This window comes from Micromonospora sp. BS32 (assembly GCF_059089345.1).
Map to the genome: position 1 here is coordinate 38,560 of NZ_JBSSHR010000029.1, position 19,286 is coordinate 57,845.

The window sequence follows — 19,286 nt, forward strand, 5'->3', positions numbered from 1 at the left end:
TGGCAATCCGGCCGACAGAGCGGGCGAAAACGGAATCAGCGGACGGCGGGGGAGACGGTGAGGGTGCCGGCGTCGGCGTCCAGGGTGGCGCGGGTACCCACCGGGACGGTCAGCTGCCCGACCCCGTGACCGATCGGCAGCCCGCCGAGCACCGGCACGCCCAGGTCGCCCAGGCGGTCGGTGAGCACGTCCACGACGGTGGTGTCCCAGCCGTCGGCGCACTCGGTGAACTGGCCCACCGCCACCCCGGCGATCCCGTCCAGCGCGCCCGCCCGGCGCAGGTGGGTGAGCATCCGGTCGACCTTGTACGGCGGCTCCTGCACCTCCTCGACCAGCAGCACCGCCCCGGTCAGGTCCGGCATGTCCGGCGTGCCGATCGACGCGGTGATCAGGCAGAGGTTCCCGCCGAGCAGCGGCCCCACCGCCCGCCCCGGCACCCGGACGCCGAAGGTCTCCTCTCCGGCCGACGCGGCCACGGCGACCGGCGCGGTGGTCATCAGCGCGGCGTGCAGCGACTCCGCCGACGCCAGCGGGGTGCGCTCGTCCAGCCAGGCCGCCCCGGGGCCGTGCACGCCGGCCAGCCGGGCGCCCCGCCAGAGCGCGAACTGCAACGCGGTGATGTCGGAGAAGCCGGCCACCACCTTCGGGTCCCGGCGTACCGCGGTCATGTCGATCAGGTCGACCACCCGCTGCGCGCCGTAGCCGCCCCGAGTGCAGATCACCCCGCGGATCCCGGGGTCGGCGAACGCGGTGTTCAGGTCGGCGGCGCGCAGCTCGTCGCCGCCGGCCAGGTAGCCCTGCCGGGCGTACGCGTTCGGGGCGAGCACCGGACGCAGCCCCCAGCCGGTCAGCAGCTCGATGCCGCGGGCCACCCGCTCCGGCCGGGTCGGCCCGGACGGCGACACCAGCATCACCGTGTCGCCGGGACGCAGGACCGGTGGACGCAGACAGTCTTCGGTGATCACAGCGGCCGAGCGTAGCGGTCGTGGGTGCCCAGGCCGAGCCGTTCCGGGTCGATCCCGACCCACCCGATAGCCTCGACACCGTGGCGACCGCGCTGGTGATCGAGAACGACCCGACCGACGACCTCCGCCGGCTGGGGGATTGGCTGACCGAGGGGGGCCTGGAACTGCGGGTGCTCCGCCCGCACGCGGGCGACGAACTCCCCGCCGACCTGACGGGGTACGCCGCGCTGGTGGTGCTGGGCGGCGAGCAGCAGGCCTACCCGCTGCCCGACGGCAACCCCGGCGCGCCCTGGTTCCCGGCGTTGGAGGGGCTGCTGCGCAAGGCGGTCCGACACCGCCTGCCCACCCTCGGCGTCTGCCTCGGCGGGCAGCTGCTCGCCACCGCGCACGCCGGCCTGGTGGAGCGCAGCCCGTCCGGCCCGGAGGTCGGCCCCGGCGTGGTCGGCAAACGGGACGCCGCCGACCACGACCCGCTATTCCGGTACGTGCCGCTGATCCCGGACGTGCTCCAGTGGCACTCCGACGAGATCACCGAGCTGCCCCGGGGGGCCACCCTGCTGGCCGCCTCGACCCGCTACCCGCACCAGGCGTTCCGCCTCGGCGACCGGGCCTGGGGTCTGCAGTTCCACATCGAGTGCGACACCGCGATGATCGCCGACTGGGCCCGCGGCTCCGAGCTGCTGGCCGAGCTGGGCTACGACGAGGAGCTGGTGGTGGCCGCCTGTGACCGGGTGATGGCCGACGTCGAGGAGGTCTGGCAGCCGTTCGCCATCCGGTTCGCCGCGCTCGCCCTCGGCGAGCTGGACGACGACACCACCCGCCGCAGCCTGCCGCTGCTCGGCCACTGAGATGACCAGACCGGCCAGGGGGCGGCTCGCCCGGTACGGCTTCGGCGCCGCCGAGGGCGGCGGCGAGGCCCGCGCCGCCGACCTGCTCGGGCCGGACGGGCTCGGGCTGTGGCGCCTCGACGAGCAGGAGCCCGCCGGCGAGCGAGCCGCCGAACTGCTGGCCGGGCTCTCCCGGGCCGCCGACCCCGACCTGGCCCTGCGTCAGCTGCACCGGCTGGTCGAGGCGGAACGCCGGGGCGCCGGCACCACTGGGACCGCCGAGTCGGCGCTGCTCGACGCCCTGCACGCCGACGCGGGCCTGCGCCGCCGGCTGATCGCCGTGCTCGGCGCCTCCTCGGCGCTCGGCGACCACCTGGTGGCCAACCCCGGCCAGTGGACGGTGCTCTCCACCGCGCCGGACGGGCTCGCCCCCATCGCCGAGGGTCGGCTCGACCTGGCGCTGGCCGGGCGGCTGACCGCCGCCACCCAGCCGACCGCAGTGCTCCGGCAGGCGTACCGGCTGGCGCTGCTGCGGATCGCGGCGGCCGACCTGACCGGCGGACGCGGCCTGGAGCAGACCATGGCGGCGCTCTCCGCGCTGGCCGACGCCACCCTCGCTGCGGCGTACCGGATCGCCGTCGACGAGCTGCCCGATCCGACGTCCCCGCCTCGGCTGGCCGTCGTGGCGATGGGCAAGTGCGGCGGCGACGAGCTGAACTACGTCTCCGACGTCGACGTGATCTTCGTGGCCGCCGACGACGAGGACCTCACCGCCGCCACCATGATCGCCACCCGCCTGATCCACATCTGCGGCCTGGTCGCCTGGCCGGTGGACGCCGCGCTGCGCCCCGAGGGCAGCCGGGGGCCACTGGTGCGCACCCTCGCCAGCCACCTCGCGTACTACCAGCGGTGGGCCCGGACCTGGGAGTTCCAGGCGCTGCTCAAGGCCCGGCCGGCCGCCGGCGACCTCGACCTCGGCCGGGAGTGGATCGAGGCGCTCGCTCCGCTGGTCTGGCGGGCCGCCGAGCGCCCCGAGGCCGTCTCCGACGTCCGGGCCATGCGCCGGCGGATCATCGAGAACATCCCGCCCAAGGAGCTGGAACGCGAGATCAAGCGCGGCTCGGGTGGGCTGCGCGATATCGAGTTCGCGGTGCAGCTGCTGCAACTGGTGCACGGCCGCGGTGACGAGTCGCTGCGTTCGGGAGGCACCATCCCGGCGCTGCGCGCGCTGGTCGCCGGCGGCTACGTCGGCCGGGCCGACGGGGAGGCGCTGCTGCGTGGGTACCGCTTCCTGCGCGGCGTCGAGCACCGGCTCCAGCTCCAAGGCCTGCGGCGTACCCACACCGTGCCGACCGAGCCGGCCGCGCTGCGCTGGCTCGCCGCCGCGCTCGGCTACACCGCCGCGCCGGGCCGCAGCGCCGTCGAGGCGTTCCGGGTCGACTGGGTCGCCCACGCCGCCGAGGTACGCCGGCTGCACGCCAAGCTGCTCTACCGGCCGCTGCTGGAGTCGGTGGCCCGGGTGCCCGCCGACGGGCTGCGGCTCACCCCGGAGGCCGCCCGGCACCGGCTGGAGATCCTCGGCTTCGCCGACCCGGCCGGGGCGCTGCGTCACCTCCAGGCGCTCACCGGCGGGGTGAGCCGGACGGCGGCCATCCAGCGCACCCTGCTGCCGGTGCTGCTCAGCGAGTTCGCCGACGCCCCCGAGCCGGACCGCGGGCTGCTCAACTACCGGCAGGTCTCCGACAAGCTCGGCAGCACCCCGTGGTACCTGCGGCTGCTGCGCGACGAGGGCCCGGTGGCCCGCCGGCTGGCCCGGGTGCTCTCCTCGTCCCGGTACGCCGCCGACCTGCTCGCCCGCGAGCCGGAGGCGCTGCGCCTGCTGGCCGAGGAGAGCGAGTTGGCCCCCCGTGGCCAGGAGGTGCTCTGCGACGGCTTCGCCGCCGCGGCGGCCCGCTACCCCGACCCGGAGCAGGCCACCCGGGCGGTGCGCGCGCTGCGCCGCCGGGAACTGGTCCGGATCTCCTGCGCCGACCTGCTCAGTCGGGCCGGCGGGCTGGCCCCGCGCCCGGAACGCGGCTCGACAGCCGCGCCGCTGGCCGACATCACCGCGGTCGGCAGCGCGCTGGCCGACGTCACCGACGCCACCCTGGCGGCGGCGCTGCGGACCGCCCGGGCCGCCCAGCCGGGGCCGCCCGGGCTGCGTTTCGCGGTGATCGGCATGGGCCGGCTCGGCGGGTACGAGTCGAACTACCTCTCCGACGCCGACGTGCTCTTCGTCTACGACCCGCCGGCCGGGGCGGTCGAGAGCACGGCCAGCGCCGCCGCGCACCAGATCGCCGAGGAGCTGCGCCGGCTGCTCGGCATGCCCGCCCCCGACCCGCCGCTCGGCGTCGACGCCGACCTGCGTCCGGAGGGCCGGCAGGGCCCGCTGGTGCGCAGCCTCGCCGCGTACGCCCAGTACTACGCCCGCTGGTCGAAGGTGTGGGAGGCGCAGGCGCTGCTGCGGGCCCGGTTCGTCTGCGGCGATGCCGACCTGGGCGCCGAGTTCGAGGCGATGGTCGCCCCGGTCCGCTGGCCGGTAGACGGGCTGACCCGGGAACAGGTGGTGGAGATCCGCCGGATCAAGGCCCGGGTGGAGCACGAGCGGCTGCCCCGGGGCGCCGACCCGGCCACCCACACCAAGCTGGGCCGGGGTGGCCTCGCCGACGTCGAGTGGGCGGTGCAGCTGCTCCAGCTCCGGCACGCCGGCACGCATCCCGAGCTGCGCGGCACGCGTACCCTCGACGCCCTCGCGGCGGCCCGGGACGCCGGCCTGGTCGACCCGGCGGACGCCGCCGAGATGGCCGCCGGCTGGACCCTCGCCGCGCAGGTCCGCAACGCGTTGATGCTGGTCCGGGGCCGCGCCGGCGACCAGCTGCCCCGGCACGGGGTGGAGCTGGCCGGGGCGGCCCGGCTGCTCGGCCGGGAGGACCCGGGCGAGTTCCTCGACGAGTACCTGCGCACCGCCCGGCGGTCCCGCGCCGCGATGGAACGGGTGATGGAGGCCTGAGTCGTCCCGCCGTCAGCGGCGGCGCACCAGCACCAGGTGGTCGACCAGGGTGGCGGGCTCGCCGCCCGGGCCGGTGACCTGGCGACGCGGGGCGTCCAGCCGTTCGGTGAGCCAGGCCGCCGGGTCCAGGTCGAGCACGGCGAGGGTCTCCTCCGGGGTGTAGAAGCGGACGTGCGGGTGGGCGAGGCGGCTGCGCGGCGGGACCTCGCCGTGCTCCACGACGAGCAGCCGACCGCCGGGCGCCACCGCCCGGGCGGCGGCGCGCAGCACCTCGGTCCGGGGGAAGTCCAGCGGCGACTGGAGGAACTGCGCGGAGACCAGGTCGAACCGGCCCGCCGGGAAGGTGCGGGTGAGGTCGTGCCGCTGGAAGTCCACCAGGGACGACACCCCCGCCCGGGCCGCCTCCGCCGCGGCCCGGTCCAGGGCGGTGGCGGAGACGTCGACGGCGGTGACCCGCCAGCCGCGGCCGGCGAGCCAGAGCGCGTCGCCGCCCTCGCCGCAGCCGAGGTCCAGCGCGGTGCCGGCCGGCAGGGCGCCGGCGACCTCGGCCAGGTGCGGGTTGACCCGCCCGCTCCAGACCCGCTCCCGCCGCTGGTAGTGCTCCTCCCAGTGCCGCGCGGTCTCCGCGTCCACCGCGCCGGAGTCGCCGGCCTCGCCCTGCTCACGCCGGGCGGCGACCGCGGTGGCCGTCTCCTCGGCGATCAGGTCGGCGTTGAGCGCGGCGGCGGCCTTCAGCCCGGCCGCGGCGGCGGCGATGACGGTGGCCTGCGGGTCGGCCACGTTGCCGGCCGCCCAGACCCCGGGTACCCCGGTCGCCCCGCTCGGGTCGACGGCGACGTGACTGCCGAGCACCTCCCCGGCCAGGACCAGGTCGGTGGTGGGCAGCGCGAGACCGGCGAGCATCCCGATCCGGGCGTGGAACCGGGGACCGACCACCAGGGCCTGCCGGGCGACCACCTCCCCGGTCCGCAGCCGTACGCCGGTGAGCGTGTCGTCGGTCACCTCCAGGGCGGTCACCTCGCCCGCGACGACGGCGACGCCCCGGGCGGCCAGCTGCTCGGCCTGCTCGTCGGTCAGCGCCGGCCCGGTGTGGGTGAACACCACCACGTCGTCGGTGAGCTGGCGGAACAGCAGCGCCTGGTGGGTGGCGGCCGGGGTGTTGGCGAGCACGCCGACGGCCTGGTCGCGCACCTCCCACCCGTGGCAGTACGGGCAGTGCAGCACGTCGCGCCCCCACCGCTCGGCGAGGCCCGCGACGGCGGGCAGCTCGTCGACCAGGCCGGTGGTGATCAGCAGCCGGCGGGCCCGGACGGTACGCCCGTCGGCCAGCTCGACCGCGAACCGGGCGCCGTCCGGCTCGGCGCCCAGCGGCCGGGCGTCGGTCACCCGGGCGTCGACCACCGGCACGTCGTACCGGGCCAGTTCCGCCCGGCCGGTGGCGTAGAGCTCGGCCGGGGGGACTCCCTCGCTGGTCAGGTAGTTGTGCACGTGACCGGCGGGGGCGTTGCGCGGGGTGCCGTCGTCGAGCACCAGCACCGACCGGCGGAAGCGTCCCAGGGCGAGGGCGCCGCTGAGCCCCGCCGCCCCACCGCCGAGCACCACCACGTCCCGGACGTCTGCCTGCTTCATGATCTTCGCCCTCCTCCGGGCGGACCGGTCCCGCCCCGACGCTCCGGATCGTCCGGGCACCCGGCGCGTGCGACAACTATCGTTGCCGTTATGGCAAACGATCGGGCGTCGGACGAGGACCGCGTGGCGCCGGACGAGGTGTTGACGGCGGTCGGGCCCCGCCTGCGGGCGCTGCGCCAGCAGCGCGCGGTGACGCTGACCCAGCTCGCCGCGGCCACCGGCATCTCGGTCAGCACCCTGTCCCGGCTGGAGAGCGGCGGCCGCCGGCCCACCCTGGAGCTGCTGCTCGCCCTGGCCCGGTTCCACCGGGTGCCGCTGGACGACCTGGTCGGCGCCCCGGAGACCGGGGATCCCCGGGTCCGCCCCCGGCCGCTGGTCCGCAACGGGGTGACCATCGTGCCGCTGACCCGCCGTCCCGGCGGCGTGCAGGCGTACAAGATGCTCTACCCGCCGGGGGCGCGGGCGGGGGAGCCCACCCAGCAGGTCCACGAGGGATACGAGTGGCTCTACGTGCTCTCCGGCCGGTGCCGGCTGCTGCTCGGCGCGCACGACCTGACCCTCGACGCCGGCGAGGTCGCCGAGTTCGACACCCGCACCCCGCACTGGTTCGGCAACCCGTTCGACACCCCGCTGGAGGTCCTCAGCCTCTTCGGACCGCAGGGGGAGCGGCTGCACGTCCGGGCCCGCCCGTCCCCGGTCCGCCGCGACCCGGGCGCGGCCTGACCGGCGCCGCGCGGCCCGGCCGCGAGCGCGGCCGTCAGCCGCCCAGGGTGTACGTCCCGGCGGCCGGCACGGTCACCGTCGTCCAGTCCCCATCGGCGCCGACCGTGGCGCCGCCGGACGCGGTCAGCCAGCGGGTGTACCGGACGCGGACCGGCACCGGCCCGGCGCCCGGGGCGCGGAACGTCAGCGACGCGGCGTCGGAGCGCACCAGCTCGCCCGGCGCGCCGACGAGCGGGGTCGGGTCGGCCACCGCCCAGAGCCGCCAGTGGTCGTCCGACCAGACCTCGGTCAGGTGCGGCAGTCCGGCCTCGACCAGCTCCGCCTCGGCCCGGCCGACCCAGGAGAGCGGGACGTCGGGGACCGCCACGTACTGCACCGCGTTCTCGTCCAGCCAGGCCCGGTAGCTGTCGGCGGTCAGCGGAACTCCGGTGCCGGTCGCCCCGGGCACGGTGGTGAAGAAGAGCGGGTTGCGGGCGATGTCCGCCTGGCGCAGCCAACCCCGGGCCAGCGGGACCTCGCCGAGCTGGGCGGCCTCCCAGTAGTTGCGGGTCGGCGGCACCTCCACCCGGCCGGTGAGCCCGCGCCGGGCCAGCTCCGCGGCGAGCGGGGTGAAGAACGACCGGTCGGCGGTCGGGTCGCCGACGCTGCGCAGGTCGGCGGCGACCACCGGCGGCTGCCACCAGCAGACCACCGCCAGCAGCGCGCCGAGCGCCACCCACCCGGCCACCCGGCCCCGGCCGGTCGCCCCGGCCCGCTCCGGGTCCCGCCCTCCGGCGGTCAGCCGGTCGGTCAGCCGGCGCGGGGCACGGGCGGCGGCGGCCAGCAGCGGCAGCGCGAACATGACCACCAGCCGGGTGGCGTTCAACCCGACCGGGGTGTGCACCAGCGCCGCCGCCAGCACCCCGGCCGCCGAGAGCAACGCCCCCACCCGTACCGGCCGGTGGGCCACCAGCGCGGCCACCAGGAGGCTGGTCAGCGCCGCCCGCAGGGTGTCGCTCCGGCTGATGTTCATCCAGCCGCCCTCGCCGAAGAGCAGCCCGGTCACCGCGAGCGGCAGCGCCGCCGGCACCGCTAGCAGCAGGCCGTCGGCGTACCGGCGGGTGAGCAGCAGCGCGGCCCCGGCGAGGCCGACGAAGAGGCCGGCCACCGGGCTGGTCGCCGACGCCAGCAGCGCGCCGGCCACCACCAGGACCGGCCTGACCCACCGCCGGGCCGGGCCGCGGGGCAGGGTGAGGGCGAGCAGCGCGGCCAGACCGAAGGCCACCCCGAGGGCGTACGTCACCCGGCCGGAGACCAGGTTGCCGGCGATGGTGAGCACCCCGACCAGGCTGCCGAGCAGTGGCCGGGGCACGCCGGTGCGGACCAGCAGGGCGGCGAACGCGGCGGCCGACGCGACCAGCGCGAGCACCCCGGTGAGCCGTACCCCGAGGGTCGCCATCAGCGGCGGGGAGACCAGGCTGTAGCCGAGCGGGTGGATCCCGCCGTACCAGCGCAGGTCGACCAGGGCGGGGCCGTGCGCGGCGAAGAAGTCGGCGCGAGCCACCTGGGCGGAGAGGTCGGAGCCCATCCGGGGCAGGGCCAGGAACACCACGCCCAGGACGGCCGCGGACACGGTGGCCACCGCCACCTGCCTGCTGCCCCGCATGCCCACCTCCGGTCCGCGACCACCGTACTGGCAGCATGTCGGACGTGCCTCACCACCTCTCGCGCTGGATCGGCCTGGCGGGTTCGACGGTGCTCGCCGTCACCGCGTACCTCGGCGGCGCGCTGCCGGACTCCCCGCTGCGCGCCACCCCGGTCAGCGTCTGGCAGGGCCCGCGCGGGCCGCTGGTGATCGGGCTGTGGCTGCTCGGGCTGGGCCTGCTGGCCTGGGCCTGGTGGAGCCTGCGCGACCGGGTGCCGTCGGCCCGCTGGGCGCTGGTCACCGCCGGGCTCTGGCTGCTCCCGCTGCTGGTCGCGCCGCCGCTGGGCAGCCGGGACGGCTACGCGTACGCCTGCCAGGGGGCGAGCTACGCGGCCGGCATCAACCCGTACGAGCAGGGCGTCTCCGCGCTGCCCTGCCCGTGGCTGGACACCATCTCGTACATCTGGCGGGACACCCCCGCGCCGTACGGCCCGCTGTTCGTGATGCTCGCCGGGGCGATCGTGAAGGCGACCGGCTCGCTGACCGCCAGCATCGCGCTGTTCCGGCTGCTCGCCGTCGCCGGAGTGGTGCTCACCGCGGCCTGCCTGCCGGTGCTGGCCCGCCGCTGTGGGGTGCCGGTGGAGCGGGCGCTCTGGCTGGCGCTGGCCTCCCCGCTGATCGGCGTGCACCTCATCTCCGGGGTGCACAACGACGCGCTGATGGTCGGGCTGCTGGTCGCCGGGCTGGCGGTGGTGGCGTCCCGGCCGGGTCGCCCCTGGCCGCTGCTGGCCGGCGGCGTGCTGCTCGGGCTGGCCGGCGGGGTCAAGGTGACCGCGCTGGTGGTGGTGCCGTTCGCCGCGCTGGCCGCGATGGGTGGGCCGTACCGGATCCGGACGCTGCTGCGCGACGGCGGCCCGGTGGTCGGCGGCGCGGTGGCCGCGGTGGTCGGGGCGACCCTCGCCGCCGGCCTCGACTTCGGCTGGATCAGCGGCCTGGAACAGGGCAGCCTGGTGGTGGCCTGGACGTCACCGCCGACCGCGATCGGGCAGACCGTCGGGTACCTGCTGGCGCCCTTCGGGGTGCACGTCGACGCGCTGCCGGTCACCCGGGCGATCGGCGTGCTGGTCCTCGCGGTGCTGCTGGTCTGGCTCTGGTGGCGGGCCCGGCACCGCGACCCGCTCTGGCACGCCGGCCTGGCGCTGGCCGCCACGGTGGCGCTGGCCCCGCTCTTCCACCCCTGGTACTGGACCTGGCCGCTGGTGGTCCTCGCCGCCACCGCCCGGCACGCCACCCGGTGGTTCGCGCTGGTCGCGCTGGTCTCGTCGTTCCTGGTGCTGGCCGACGGCACCGGGCTGGCCCGGTACACGAAGATGCCCGGGGCGCCGCTGATGACGCTGTTGGTGATCGTGGTGGCGGTCCGGTTGGTACGGTCGGCTCGGGCGGCCCGTGAGCCGGCCCCCGTCGACCGATGAGAGGTGGCCGGTGACCGAGGCCGGCGCGCCGACCGACGGCCGGCCCCGCCTCGCCCGGTACGCCGGCCTGGCCGGCGCGGTGCTGCTGGCCGTGGCCGGCTGGCTCGGCGGGGCGCGTCCGCACGTCCCGCCGACCGGCCCGTGGCTCGCCCCGTACGGGCCCTGGGCGCTGGGCTGCTGGCTGGCCGGCACGGCGCTGCTGGTGGGCGCGTGGTGGGCGCTGCGCCGGGGCGTCCCGTCGACCCGGTGGGCGTACCTGACGGCGGGGCTGTGGCTGTTGCCGCTGTTGGCCGCGCCGCCGCTGGCCAGCCGGGACGTCTACTCGTACGCCTGCCAGGGCTGGTCGTACGCGGCCGGGCACGACCCGTACGGGACGGGGGTGGCGGCGGCGGGCTGCCCGTGGGTGGACTCGGTGGCGCCGATGTGGCGGGACAGCCCGGCCCCGTACGGCCCGTTCTTCATGCTGCTCGCCGCGCTGGCCGCGGTGCTCGGCGGCGGCCTGGTCGGCACGCTGCTGCTGCTTCGGCTCTTCGCCCTGGCCGGGGTGCTGCTGGCCGGGCTCTGCCTGCCGGGGCTGGCCCGGGCCGCCGGGGTGCCGACAGGTCGGGCGGCCTGGCTCGCGCTGGCCTGCCCGCTGGTCGGGGTGCACCTGGTGGCGGGTGCGCACAACGACGCGGTGATGCTCGGGCTGCTCCTGCTCGGCCTGCTGGTGCTGGTCCGGTTCCCGGGCCGGCCGCGCGGGCTGCTGGTGGCCGGGGTGCTGCTCGGGCTGGCGGTGGGGGTGAAGGCGACCGCGGTGGTGGTGCTCCCGTTCGCCGCGCTGGCGGCGGTGCTCGGCCGGTACACGGTCCGGGCGCTGCTGCGCGACGGCGGCTGGCTGGCTGCCGGGGTGCTGGCCGTGCTGGCGGCCATCTCGGCCCTGTCCGGCCTGGGGCTGGGCTGGGTCGGCGGGCTGGCCCGTAGCGGCGACTCGCAGCAGTGGACGTCGCCGCCGACCGCGGTCGGTTTCGTCGTGAACTACCTGGGGGAGCTGACCGGGCGGCGGCCGGGGGCGGTGCCGGTGACCCGGGCGGTGGCGCTGCTGCTGTTGGCGGTGCTGCTGGTGGTGCTCTGGTGGCGGGCGTGGACGTCGCTGCGGGAGCTCAACGACGTACCGCAGCGGGTCCGTCGGCTCTCGGCGGCCCGGCCCCGGGTGGCCCTGTTCGGGGCGGGGCTGGCGCTGGCCGCCACGGTGGCCCTGGCCCCGGTCCTCTACCCCTGGTACGTGACCTGGCCGCTGGCCGTGCTGGCCGTGTCGGCGACCCGGACCACGTGGTTCGTGCTGCCCAGCGCGGTTTCCGCCTTCCTGGCCCTGCCGGACGGCACCACGGTGGCCCGCTACAGCAAGGCGCCCGGGGCGATCGCGATGACGGCGCTGCTGGTGCTGCTCGCGGTGCGGGCGGTGCGGGCCCGCCGGACCCGATCGGTCTGAATTCGCCGACGTGCTTGACGAGGCTTCTCGAGCAGCCTACGTTTAACGCATCAGTTAATTAACGAGGTGGTTAAGAGCATGGCGACCGACCGGCTCAGCGTGATCTTCGCGGCGCTGGCGGACCCGACCCGCCGGGCGATCCTCGCCCGGCTGGCTGAGGGGGACGCGACCGTCACCGAGCTGGCCGAGCCGTTCGAGATCAGCCTCCCGGCGATCTCCCGGCACCTGAAGGTGCTCGAACAGGCCGGCCTGATCACCCGGAGCCGCAGCGCCCAGTGGCGGTCCAGCAGCCTCAACCCGGAACCGCTGCGGGAGGCGACGGACTGGATGGAGCGCTACCGCCGGTTCTGGGACGCCAACCTCGACCGGCTCGACGCCCACCTCAGGAAGCTGCAGGCCCGACCGGGGCCGGACGACCGACAGTGAGAGAGGACCGCACCATGACCGACACCACGGCCACCCACGAACTCGTCATCACCCGCGTCTTCGACGCCCCGCGCGAGCTGGTCTACCGCGCCTTCGTCGACCCTGATCAGCTCGCCGCCTGGTTCGGGCCGGTCGGCTGGTCGGTGCCCCGGGAGACCGTCGACATCGACGCCCGGGTCGGCGGCCACCAGCGGTTCACCATGGTCAACGACGCCGACCATCAGATGACCTCCGCGGTCGAGGCCACCTTCACCGAGCTGGTCGAGAACGAGCTGCTGGTCGGCGAACAGCGCGTCGACTTCGGTGCGGGCGACATTGTCATGAAGCTGCGGGTCGAGTTCCACGACGAGGACGGTCGGACCCGGCTGGTGTTGCGGCAGGGGCCGCACGACCCGGCGATGGAGGCCGGCGCCCGGGCGGGCTGGACCAGCTCCTTCGACAAGCTGGACGCGCTGCTCGCCCGCTGACCGCCGGGGGGAAGCGGCCGGGCCGGCCCCGCGATCGCGGAGCCGGCCCGGCCGGTGCTGGTGGAGCGTGCCCTGCTGAGCGACCTCAGCAGTCGAAGTACATCGCGAACTCGTGCGGGGTCGGCCGCAGGCGGACCGGGTCGACCTCGTTGGCCCGCTTCCAGCCCACCCAGGTGGAGATCAGGTCCGGGGTGAACACGCCGCCGTCGAGCAGGTAGTCGTGGTCGGCCTCGAGCGCGTCGAGCACCTCGGGCAGCGAGCCCGGCACCTGCTTGACGTCGCCCCACTCCTCCGGAGGCAGGTCGTACAGGTCCTTGTCGATCGGCGCCGGCGGCTCGATCTTGTTCTTGATGCCGTCCAGGCCGGCCATCATCATCGCCGAGAAGGCGAGGTACGGGTTGCTGGACGGGTCCGGTACCCGGAACTCGACCCGCTTGGCCTTCGGGTTGCTGCCGGTGACCGGGATCCGGGTGCACGCGGAGCGGTTGCGCTGCGAGTAGACCAGGTTGACCGGCGCCTCGAAGCCCGGCACCAGCCGGCGGTACGAGTTGACCGTCGGGTTGGTGAAGGCCAGCAGCGACGGCGCGTGGTGCAGCAGACCGCCGATGTACCAGCGGGCGGTGTCCGACAGGCCGGCGTAGCCGGTCTCGTCGTAGAACAGCGGCTCGCCGTTCAGCCAGAGGCTCTGGTGGGTGTGCATGCCGGAGCCGTTGTCGCCGAAGAGCGGCTTCGGCATGAAGGTCGCGGTCTTGCCGTTGGCCCAGGCCTCGTTCTTCACGATGTACTTGAAGAGCTGGAGCTGGTCGCCGGCGTGCAGCAGGGTGGAGAACTTGTAGTTGATCTCCGACTGACCGGCGGTGCCCACCTCGTGGTGCGAGCGCTCCACGGTGAAGCCGCCGTCGACCAGCCGCCGCACGATCGAGTCGCGGAGGTCGGCGTAGTGGTCCACCGGCGGCACCGGGAAGTAGCCGCCCTTGTAGGCGGTCTTGTAGCCGCGGTTGCCGCCCTCCTCCTCGCGGCCGGAGTTCCAGGCGCCCTCGATCGAGTCGATGTAGTAGAACGACTGGTGGGCGGAGGTCTCGTGGCGGATCGAGTCGAAGATGTAGAACTCCGCCTCGGCGCCGAAGTACGCGGTGTCGGCGATGCCGCTGGCCGCCAGGTACGCCTCGGCCTTCTTGGCCACGTTCCGCGGGTCCCGGGAGTAGGCCTCACGGGTGAACGGGTCGTGGATGAAGAAGTTGAGCGCAAGGGTCTTCTGCGCGCGGAACGGGTCGATGAACGCGCTCGCGACGTCCGGGAGCAGGAGCATGTCCGACTCGTGGATCGCCTGGAAGCCGCGGATCGACGAGCCGTCGAACGCGAGACCGTCGGTGAAGACGCTGTCGTCGAAGGACTCGACCGGCAGATTGAAGTGCTGCATCACGCCGGGCAGGTCACAGAAACGTACGTCGACGAACTTCACGTCCTCGTTCTTGAGGTATCGCAGGAGTTCCTCGGGATTGGCAAACACACGTCCTCCTGGCACGTCCACTCCGGTGGCTGGGCACTGGCGACGGTATGACCACGGGGTTGCCCGGCCGTGTCTCCTATGTTTCTGCCGTGTTACGTCGCTCGCGGAGCGTCATCTGCGCCGCTCGGTCCCCTCCGGGACCCTCGTTCGGACGATACCCGCTGGGTCGGTTGATAGCTAATTGGCATGGTTGGCCCGATTCCACGATCCGTGGCGAATCGGCTCCCGGCCCCCGCCTGACTACCCTTGACCGTCGTGACCAACCCGTACGCCGCGCCACCGGTGCCGCCCGCCGCAGACCCGTCCTTCACCCCGCCGAGCCTCGGACGCCGGTTCGGCGCCCTGGTGATCGACTGGGTGCTCTGCCTGCTGGTGTCGAACTTCTTCGCCGACCCGGTGCGCGACGGCTGGCCCCCGGTGCTGGTGCTGATCCTGGAGTACGGCTTCTTCCTCGGCCTCTTCGCCCAGACCCCCGGCATGTACGTCACCCGGATCCGCTGCCTCGGCTGGGCCGACGGCGGCCGGATCGGCATCGCCCGTGGGCTGCTGCGCGGCCTGCTGCTCGCCTTGGCCGTGCCAGCCCTGATCATGGACGAGCACCGTCGCGGCCTGCACGACCGCCTGACCGGTGCCGTCATCACCAACGCCCCTCGGCGCTGACCGCGCCGGAAACGGCGAGGAGCCGGGCCCGCACGGGCCCGGCTCCTCGCGTACGTCAGAAACGGTCAGCGGCCCCGCGACTGGCGGAAGGCGCGCGGCGGACGCATGTTCTTCGGGATCGCGCCCTTGGGCATCTGCGGGCGGGCGGTGAGCGCCTTGAGCCGCTTGTCGAGCGCGTTGACGTCCTTGCCCTGGAGGTTGCGCGGCAGCCGCATCAGGGTCGTCCGCAGCTTGCGGATCGGCAGCTCGCCCTCGCCCTGGCCGATCACGTAGTCGTAGAGCGGCGCCGAGCCGATGACCTTGGCCAGCCGGCGCTTCTCCTGGCCGAGCAGGCCGCGGACCCGCTGCGAGTTCCCCTCGGCCAGCAGGATCACGCCGGGACGGCCGATGACCAGGTGCACCATGTCCATCTGGGTGGTCGAGCTGACCGCCGGGGTGACCCGCCAGTCGCCGCGCATGCTCTCCATGATCTGCGCCGCCGCGCCGGGCTGCCCCTCGGCGGCGTTCATCATCGCCTTGTTGGACCGCAGGTTCAGCACGATCAGCACGGCGAGCAGGGTGAGCAGGATGCCGATCGGCAACCAGATCCAGCTCCAGAGGACGACCGCGACCACGGTGAGCGCGAGCGGGATCAGGACCGCGGCGGCGATCAGCGGCGCGAACCACCTGTCCTGCTTGGCGGTGAACCGGAACACCATCCCGATCTGCTTCAGCCGCTGGCCGAACGAGACCTTCTCCTGGGGCTTTGCCATGACCCAGAGTCTAGTGGTCCCCGTCCGCCCGGTTGATCCCCGGCCGGCTGAGTACCTTACGAGCCCTCAGTGCCCCGTTGCGGGCCGGGTAAGGAGGGGGAGTGGGCCGAAGATCAGGCGGTACACCCATGCCCCCGGGGCACCTTCGCGCGAAGAGTCAGAGTCGGCGGTCGACGACAGCGCCGACCCGATTCGAAGGAGCCCGACATGTTCGGCAACGACGCGGAATTCCTGCTCACGATCCACCGCTCGCACGCCGCGGAGCTCCAGGCCGAGGCCGAAGCGGCCCGCCTGGCCCGCTCGCTGCCCCGCCGGCATTCCGGCGGCTGGCTCAGCCGACGCCGCCGGCCGGGCCGTACCGACGCGGCCAGCCGGTGACCACCGCGACGGCCGCCGCACCGGCGGCTCGCACCGACGGGCCGCCGGCGGACGCCGCCGGCAGCGCCCCGCGACCGGCCGGCACGGGGCGGCCGGTCGCGGGGCGGCCCGCCGGCGGGACCGGCGACGGCGACAACCATGGCATGCTCGGTGCCGTGACCGTACGCGCCGCCAGCACCGTCCTCGTGGGCCGCCAGGGCGAGTTGGGGATGCTGCGCGCCGCCTTCGACCGGGCCCGCTCCGGCGAGCCGACCACCGTCCTGGTCGGCGGTGAGGCCGGCGTCGGCAAAACCCGCCTGCTGGACGAGTTCGGCGCGCTGGCCACCGCCGCCGGGGCGCGCATGCTGGTCGGTCAGTGCCTGGAGCTTGGTGAGGCCGGGCTGCCGTTCGCGCCGTTCGCCGCCGCGCTGCGCGAGGTGCTGCGCCGCGACGGTCCGGGCGCCTTCGACGGGTACGAGGCGGAGTTCGCCCGGCTCCTGCCCGAGCTGGCCCGGGTGCCCGCCGCGGTCGCCGCGCCGGTCGGGCCGATCCCCTCCGACGCCCCCCGGGGCTACCTGTTCGACCTGGTCGGCGAGTTGTTCCACCGGCTCGCCGCCGCCCAGCCGATGGTGCTGCTGATCGAGGACCTGCACTGGGCCGACCGGTCCACCCGGGATCTGATCGGCTTCCTCGTCCGGGCCACCCGCACCGCGCGGATGCTGCTGGTCTGCACGTACCGCACCGACGAGCTGCACCGGGGTCACCCGCTGCGCCCCTTCCTGGCGGAGCTGGACCGGGCCCGCGGCGTCGAGCGGGTGGACCTGGCCCGGCTGGGCCGGGACGGCACCGCCGCGATCCTCACCGACCTGCTCGGCGGCGAGCAGTCGGCCCGGGCCGTGGACGACATCCACGAACGGACCCAGGGCAATCCCTTCTTCATCGAGGAGCTGGCCGCCGCCAGTGGCCCGGTCGGCTGCGCCACCCTGCCCGATACCCTGCGTGACCTGCTGCTCGCCCGGGTCGACCGGCTGCCCGACGCCGCCCAGCGGGTGCTGCGGGTCGCCGCCGCCGGCGGTACCCGGATCGCCCACCAGCTCCTCGCCGAGGTCGCCCGGCTGCCTGAGCACGAGCTGGAGGACGCGCTGCGCGCCGCGGTCGCCGCCCAGCTCGTCGTCGCCGGCCCCGACGGTGACTACGAGTTCCGGCACGCGCTGGTCCGGGAGGCCGTCCACGACGAGCTGCTCCCCGGCGAGCACGCTCGCCTGCACGCACGGTACGCCGCCGCGATCGAGGCGCAGCCGCACCTGGTCGCCGCCGGGCGCGCCCCGGCCGAGATCGCCCACCACTGGCACGCCGCCCACGATCACCCCCGCGCCCTGGTCACCGCCCGGGCGGCGGCGGAGGCGGCCGCCGACCGGTACGCGTACGCCGAGCGGAGCCGGCTGCTGGAGCGGGTCCTGGAGCTGTGGGAGGTGGTGCCCGACGCCGCCGACCGGCTCGGCATGGACCACCTCGCCGTGCTGGAGCAGACCCAGGAGGCGGCCACGATCGCCGGTGACTACGGCCGGGCGCTGACCCTCACCCGGGCGGCGCTGGACGAGGTGGACGAGGCGGCGCAGCCGTTGCGGGCCGCCCGCCTGCTCTACCGCCGGGGCCGGCTGCTGACCCTGCTCGGCAAGAGCGACGGCACGGCCGAGCTGCACGCCGCGTACCGGCTGGCGGCCGGGGTGCCGGACGGCCCGGAGCGCTTCCGGGTCCTCGCCGACGTGGCCGCCTTCCTGGCCCGGATCGACCCGGAGGAGGGGGCCCGGATCGCCGACGAGGTGCTCGCCTCGGCGCACGCCTCGGCCGCGGCCGGGCCGCTGCTGCCGCTGAAGCTGACCCTGGTGCGCCGCCGGGACGGGCTGCCCGACCTGGGCCTGGCCGACCTGCACCGGGCCGAGGAGGCCGCCCGGCGCGCCGGCGAGGGCTGGGCCGTCGTCAGCGCCCTGGTGTACGTCTCCGACGTGCTCTTCGAGCTGGGCCGCTACGCGGAGTCGGCCGAGGCGGCGGGGAGCGGCGTCGGGGAGGCCCGCCGGGTCGGGGTGAGCCGCTCCACCGGCGCGTACCTGCTGTCGAATCGCGCCGAGGCGCTGCTCGCGCTGGGCCGCTGGGACGACGCCGAAGCGGTCTGCGCGGACGCGGCCCGGATCGACCCGCCGGGGGTGACCGCCTCGCACTGGCTCCAGCTGCGCGCCCGGCTGCGGCTGGCCCGGGCCCGTCCGGGCACCCAGGAGGCGCTCGGCCGGGCGTTGGCGTTCCTGGCCAAGCCGTACCTGCACCCGCACCAGCGGCTGCCCCTGATCGAGCTGGAGATGGAGGCGGCGCTGGCCGCCGACGACCGGCCCGAGGCGCTGCGGGCGGCGGCGGTCGCGCTGACCGAGCGCCGCCTCCCCGAGCACCCCCGGTACGCCTGGCCGCTGCTGGCCGCCGTCGCCCGGGTACTGCGCGCCACCGGCGAGCCGGATGTCGCCGCCCGGCTCGCCCCGGTCGCCGCCGGGCTGGCGGTGCGCTTTCCCGCCGAGCGGGCGTACGCCGCCGAGGTGGCGGCGACCCTGGCCGGGCGGGACGGGGAGCTGCCGGCCTGGCGCGCCGCGGTCGAGGCGTGGCGGGTCGACGGCCAGCCGTACCCCCTCGGCCGGGCTTTGCTGGCGCTGGCCGAGGCGGCCGCCGCGGCGGGGGAGCGGGACGAGGTGTCGGCGGCGGTGACCGAGGTCGCCGGGATCGCCGGGCGGCTCGGCGCGACGCCGCTGGCCGACTGCGCCGCCACCCTGGCCCGGCGGGTCGGGCTGCGCGGGGCGACCCGGGGGAGGCCGGGCGCCGACCTGCTCACCTCGCGGGAGCAGGAGGTGCTGCGGCTGGTCGCGGAGGGACACAGCAACAGCCGGATCGCCGAGCGGCTCTTCATCTCACCGAAGACGGCGAGCGTGCACGTCTCCCGGATCATCGCCAAGCTGGACGTCACCAACCGGGGCGAGGCGGCGGCGCTCGCCCACCGCCTGGGGCTGCTCGACCGGGCGACGACCACCGCCGACGCCATCCCCGGACCGCGCTGACCCGCCCTCGGAAACCGGTCCGCCACCGTCGGCGCGGTTGACGACCGCTGCTGGACGGAATGGGCGGACATCACAGTCCGTCACCTCCCGGCACCCTGTGTCGTCACGAGCGATATGACGCAGAGGCATAAATATGGGTCTTCTGCTGGGTTTGTGGGTCGGTGGTGGTCATCTGTTGGGTAGTTGGGGTCGGTGGCCGCCGAGGCTGAGCATGGCCAGGGCGATGAGGGCGTGGGGTGAGTGGAATCCGTAGGCCATG

General features: G+C 75.3%; 15 protein-coding genes. 10 read left to right on the forward strand and 5 right to left on the reverse strand.

Annotated elements, in window-relative coordinates:
- Nucleotides 1–35: 35 nt before the first annotated feature.
- Nucleotides 36–965: a S66 peptidase family protein gene (locus AC5RWQ_RS28305; RefSeq protein ID WP_494285683.1), complete on the reverse strand. Its 930-nt coding sequence runs from the start codon at nucleotides 963–965 to the stop codon at nucleotides 36–38.
- A gap of 80 nt (nucleotides 966–1,045) precedes the next feature.
- Between AC5RWQ_RS28305 and AC5RWQ_RS28310 the strand changes: the two genes are divergently transcribed.
- Together AC5RWQ_RS28310 and AC5RWQ_RS28315 are read left to right on the forward strand one after the other, a co-directional pair.
- Nucleotides 1,046–1,813: a type 1 glutamine amidotransferase gene (locus tag AC5RWQ_RS28310; RefSeq protein ID WP_494285684.1), complete on the forward strand. Its 768-nt coding sequence runs from the start codon at nucleotides 1,046–1,048 to the stop codon at nucleotides 1,811–1,813.
- Between the two features lies 1 nt (nucleotide 1,814).
- Nucleotides 1,815–4,841 carry a bifunctional [glutamine synthetase] adenylyltransferase/[glutamine synthetase]-adenylyl-L-tyrosine phosphorylase gene (locus tag AC5RWQ_RS28315; protein WP_494285685.1) on the forward strand — a complete coding sequence of 1,009 codons (3,027 nt, stop codon included), beginning with the start codon at nucleotides 1,815–1,817 and terminating at the stop codon, nucleotides 4,839–4,841.
- Nucleotides 4,842–4,853: 12 nt separating this feature from the next.
- On the opposite strand, the gene AC5RWQ_RS28320 is transcribed toward AC5RWQ_RS28315, so the two are convergent.
- A complete protein-coding gene (locus tag AC5RWQ_RS28320; protein ID WP_494285686.1) occupies nucleotides 4,854–6,470 on the reverse strand; it encodes a methyltransferase domain-containing protein in 1,617 nt (538 codons plus the stop codon).
- Between the two features lie 90 nt (nucleotides 6,471–6,560).
- Between AC5RWQ_RS28320 and AC5RWQ_RS28325 the strand changes: the two genes are divergently transcribed.
- The gene (locus AC5RWQ_RS28325) at nucleotides 6,561–7,193 is read left to right on the forward strand and encodes a helix-turn-helix domain-containing protein (protein WP_494285687.1); all 633 of its coding nucleotides are present in this window, start codon (nucleotides 6,561–6,563) and stop codon (nucleotides 7,191–7,193) included.
- A 34-nt stretch (nucleotides 7,194–7,227) separates the two neighbouring features.
- On the opposite strand, the gene AC5RWQ_RS28330 is transcribed toward AC5RWQ_RS28325, so the two are convergent.
- Nucleotides 7,228–8,838, reverse strand: a complete 1,611-nt coding sequence (locus AC5RWQ_RS28330; protein WP_494285688.1) for a hypothetical protein — start codon at nucleotides 8,836–8,838, stop codon at nucleotides 7,228–7,230.
- A gap of 44 nt (nucleotides 8,839–8,882) precedes the next feature.
- On the opposite strand from AC5RWQ_RS28330, the gene mptB (AC5RWQ_RS28335) reads away from it, so the two are divergent.
- From mptB (AC5RWQ_RS28335) to AC5RWQ_RS28350, 4 genes are all read left to right on the forward strand, one after another.
- Nucleotides 8,883–10,289: a polyprenol phosphomannose-dependent alpha 1,6 mannosyltransferase MptB gene (gene mptB / locus AC5RWQ_RS28335; RefSeq protein WP_494285697.1), complete on the forward strand. Its 1,407-nt coding sequence runs from the start codon at nucleotides 8,883–8,885 to the stop codon at nucleotides 10,287–10,289.
- Between the two features lie 10 nt (nucleotides 10,290–10,299).
- The gene (mptB, locus tag AC5RWQ_RS28340; protein ID WP_494285689.1) at nucleotides 10,300–11,760 is read left to right on the forward strand and encodes a polyprenol phosphomannose-dependent alpha 1,6 mannosyltransferase MptB; all 1,461 of its coding nucleotides are present in this window, start codon (nucleotides 10,300–10,302) and stop codon (nucleotides 11,758–11,760) included.
- Between the two features lie 78 nt (nucleotides 11,761–11,838).
- Entirely contained in the window at nucleotides 11,839–12,186 is a 348-nt protein-coding gene (locus AC5RWQ_RS28345; protein WP_334485909.1) for an ArsR/SmtB family transcription factor, read from the forward strand.
- Between the two features lie 14 nt (nucleotides 12,187–12,200).
- The gene (locus tag AC5RWQ_RS28350) at nucleotides 12,201–12,653 is read left to right on the forward strand and encodes an SRPBCC family protein (RefSeq protein ID WP_494285690.1); all 453 of its coding nucleotides are present in this window, start codon (nucleotides 12,201–12,203) and stop codon (nucleotides 12,651–12,653) included.
- Nucleotides 12,654–12,738: 85 nt separating this feature from the next.
- On the opposite strand, the gene glnA is transcribed toward AC5RWQ_RS28350, so the two are convergent.
- Nucleotides 12,739–14,163, reverse strand: coding sequence for a type I glutamate--ammonia ligase (gene glnA / locus AC5RWQ_RS28355; protein WP_494285691.1), 1,425 nt, complete (start codon nucleotides 14,161–14,163; stop codon nucleotides 12,739–12,741).
- Nucleotides 14,164–14,418: 255 nt separating this feature from the next.
- On the opposite strand from glnA, the gene AC5RWQ_RS28360 reads away from it, so the two are divergent.
- Nucleotides 14,419–14,823, forward strand: coding sequence for an RDD family protein (locus tag AC5RWQ_RS28360; RefSeq protein WP_494285692.1), 405 nt, complete (start codon nucleotides 14,419–14,421; stop codon nucleotides 14,821–14,823).
- A gap of 65 nt (nucleotides 14,824–14,888) precedes the next feature.
- Here AC5RWQ_RS28360 and AC5RWQ_RS28365 read toward each other — a convergent pair whose 3' ends face one another.
- Entirely contained in the window at nucleotides 14,889–15,575 is a 687-nt protein-coding gene (locus AC5RWQ_RS28365; protein ID WP_494285693.1) for a DUF4191 domain-containing protein, read from the reverse strand.
- A 207-nt stretch (nucleotides 15,576–15,782) separates the two neighbouring features.
- Between AC5RWQ_RS28365 and AC5RWQ_RS28370 the strand changes: the two genes are divergently transcribed.
- Nucleotides 15,783–15,953 (forward strand): hypothetical protein, encoded by a 171-nt coding sequence (locus AC5RWQ_RS28370; protein ID WP_494285694.1) that lies wholly within the window; start codon nucleotides 15,783–15,785, stop codon nucleotides 15,951–15,953.
- A gap of 155 nt (nucleotides 15,954–16,108) precedes the next feature.
- Complete coding sequence (locus tag AC5RWQ_RS28375) at nucleotides 16,109–19,027, forward strand: helix-turn-helix transcriptional regulator (RefSeq protein WP_494285695.1); 2,919 nt, start codon at nucleotides 16,109–16,111, stop codon at nucleotides 19,025–19,027.
- The last annotated feature ends 259 nt before the right edge of the window (nucleotides 19,028–19,286 follow it).

Excerpts from the sequence above, each read along its gene's own strand:
- AC5RWQ_RS28315 (WP_494285685.1), top strand. The coding sequence starts at position 1,815 with ATGACCAGACCGGCCAGGGGGCGGCTCGCCCGGTACGGCTTCGGCGCC.
- AC5RWQ_RS28365 (WP_494285693.1), bottom strand. The coding sequence starts at position 15,575 with ATGGCAAAGCCCCAGGAGAAGGTCTCGTTCGGCCAGCGGCTGAAGCAG.
- AC5RWQ_RS28325 (WP_494285687.1), top strand. The coding sequence starts at position 6,561 with ATGGCAAACGATCGGGCGTCGGACGAGGACCGCGTGGCGCCGGACGAG.
- AC5RWQ_RS28330 (WP_494285688.1), bottom strand. The coding sequence starts at position 8,838 with ATGCGGGGCAGCAGGCAGGTGGCGGTGGCCACCGTGTCCGCGGCCGTC.
- AC5RWQ_RS28345 (WP_334485909.1), top strand. The coding sequence starts at position 11,839 with ATGGCGACCGACCGGCTCAGCGTGATCTTCGCGGCGCTGGCGGACCCG.
- AC5RWQ_RS28320 (WP_494285686.1), bottom strand. The coding sequence starts at position 6,470 with ATGAAGCAGGCAGACGTCCGGGACGTGGTGGTGCTCGGCGGTGGGGCG.
- AC5RWQ_RS28350 (WP_494285690.1), top strand. The coding sequence starts at position 12,201 with ATGACCGACACCACGGCCACCCACGAACTCGTCATCACCCGCGTCTTC.
- AC5RWQ_RS28370 (WP_494285694.1), top strand. The coding sequence starts at position 15,783 with ATGTTCGGCAACGACGCGGAATTCCTGCTCACGATCCACCGCTCGCAC.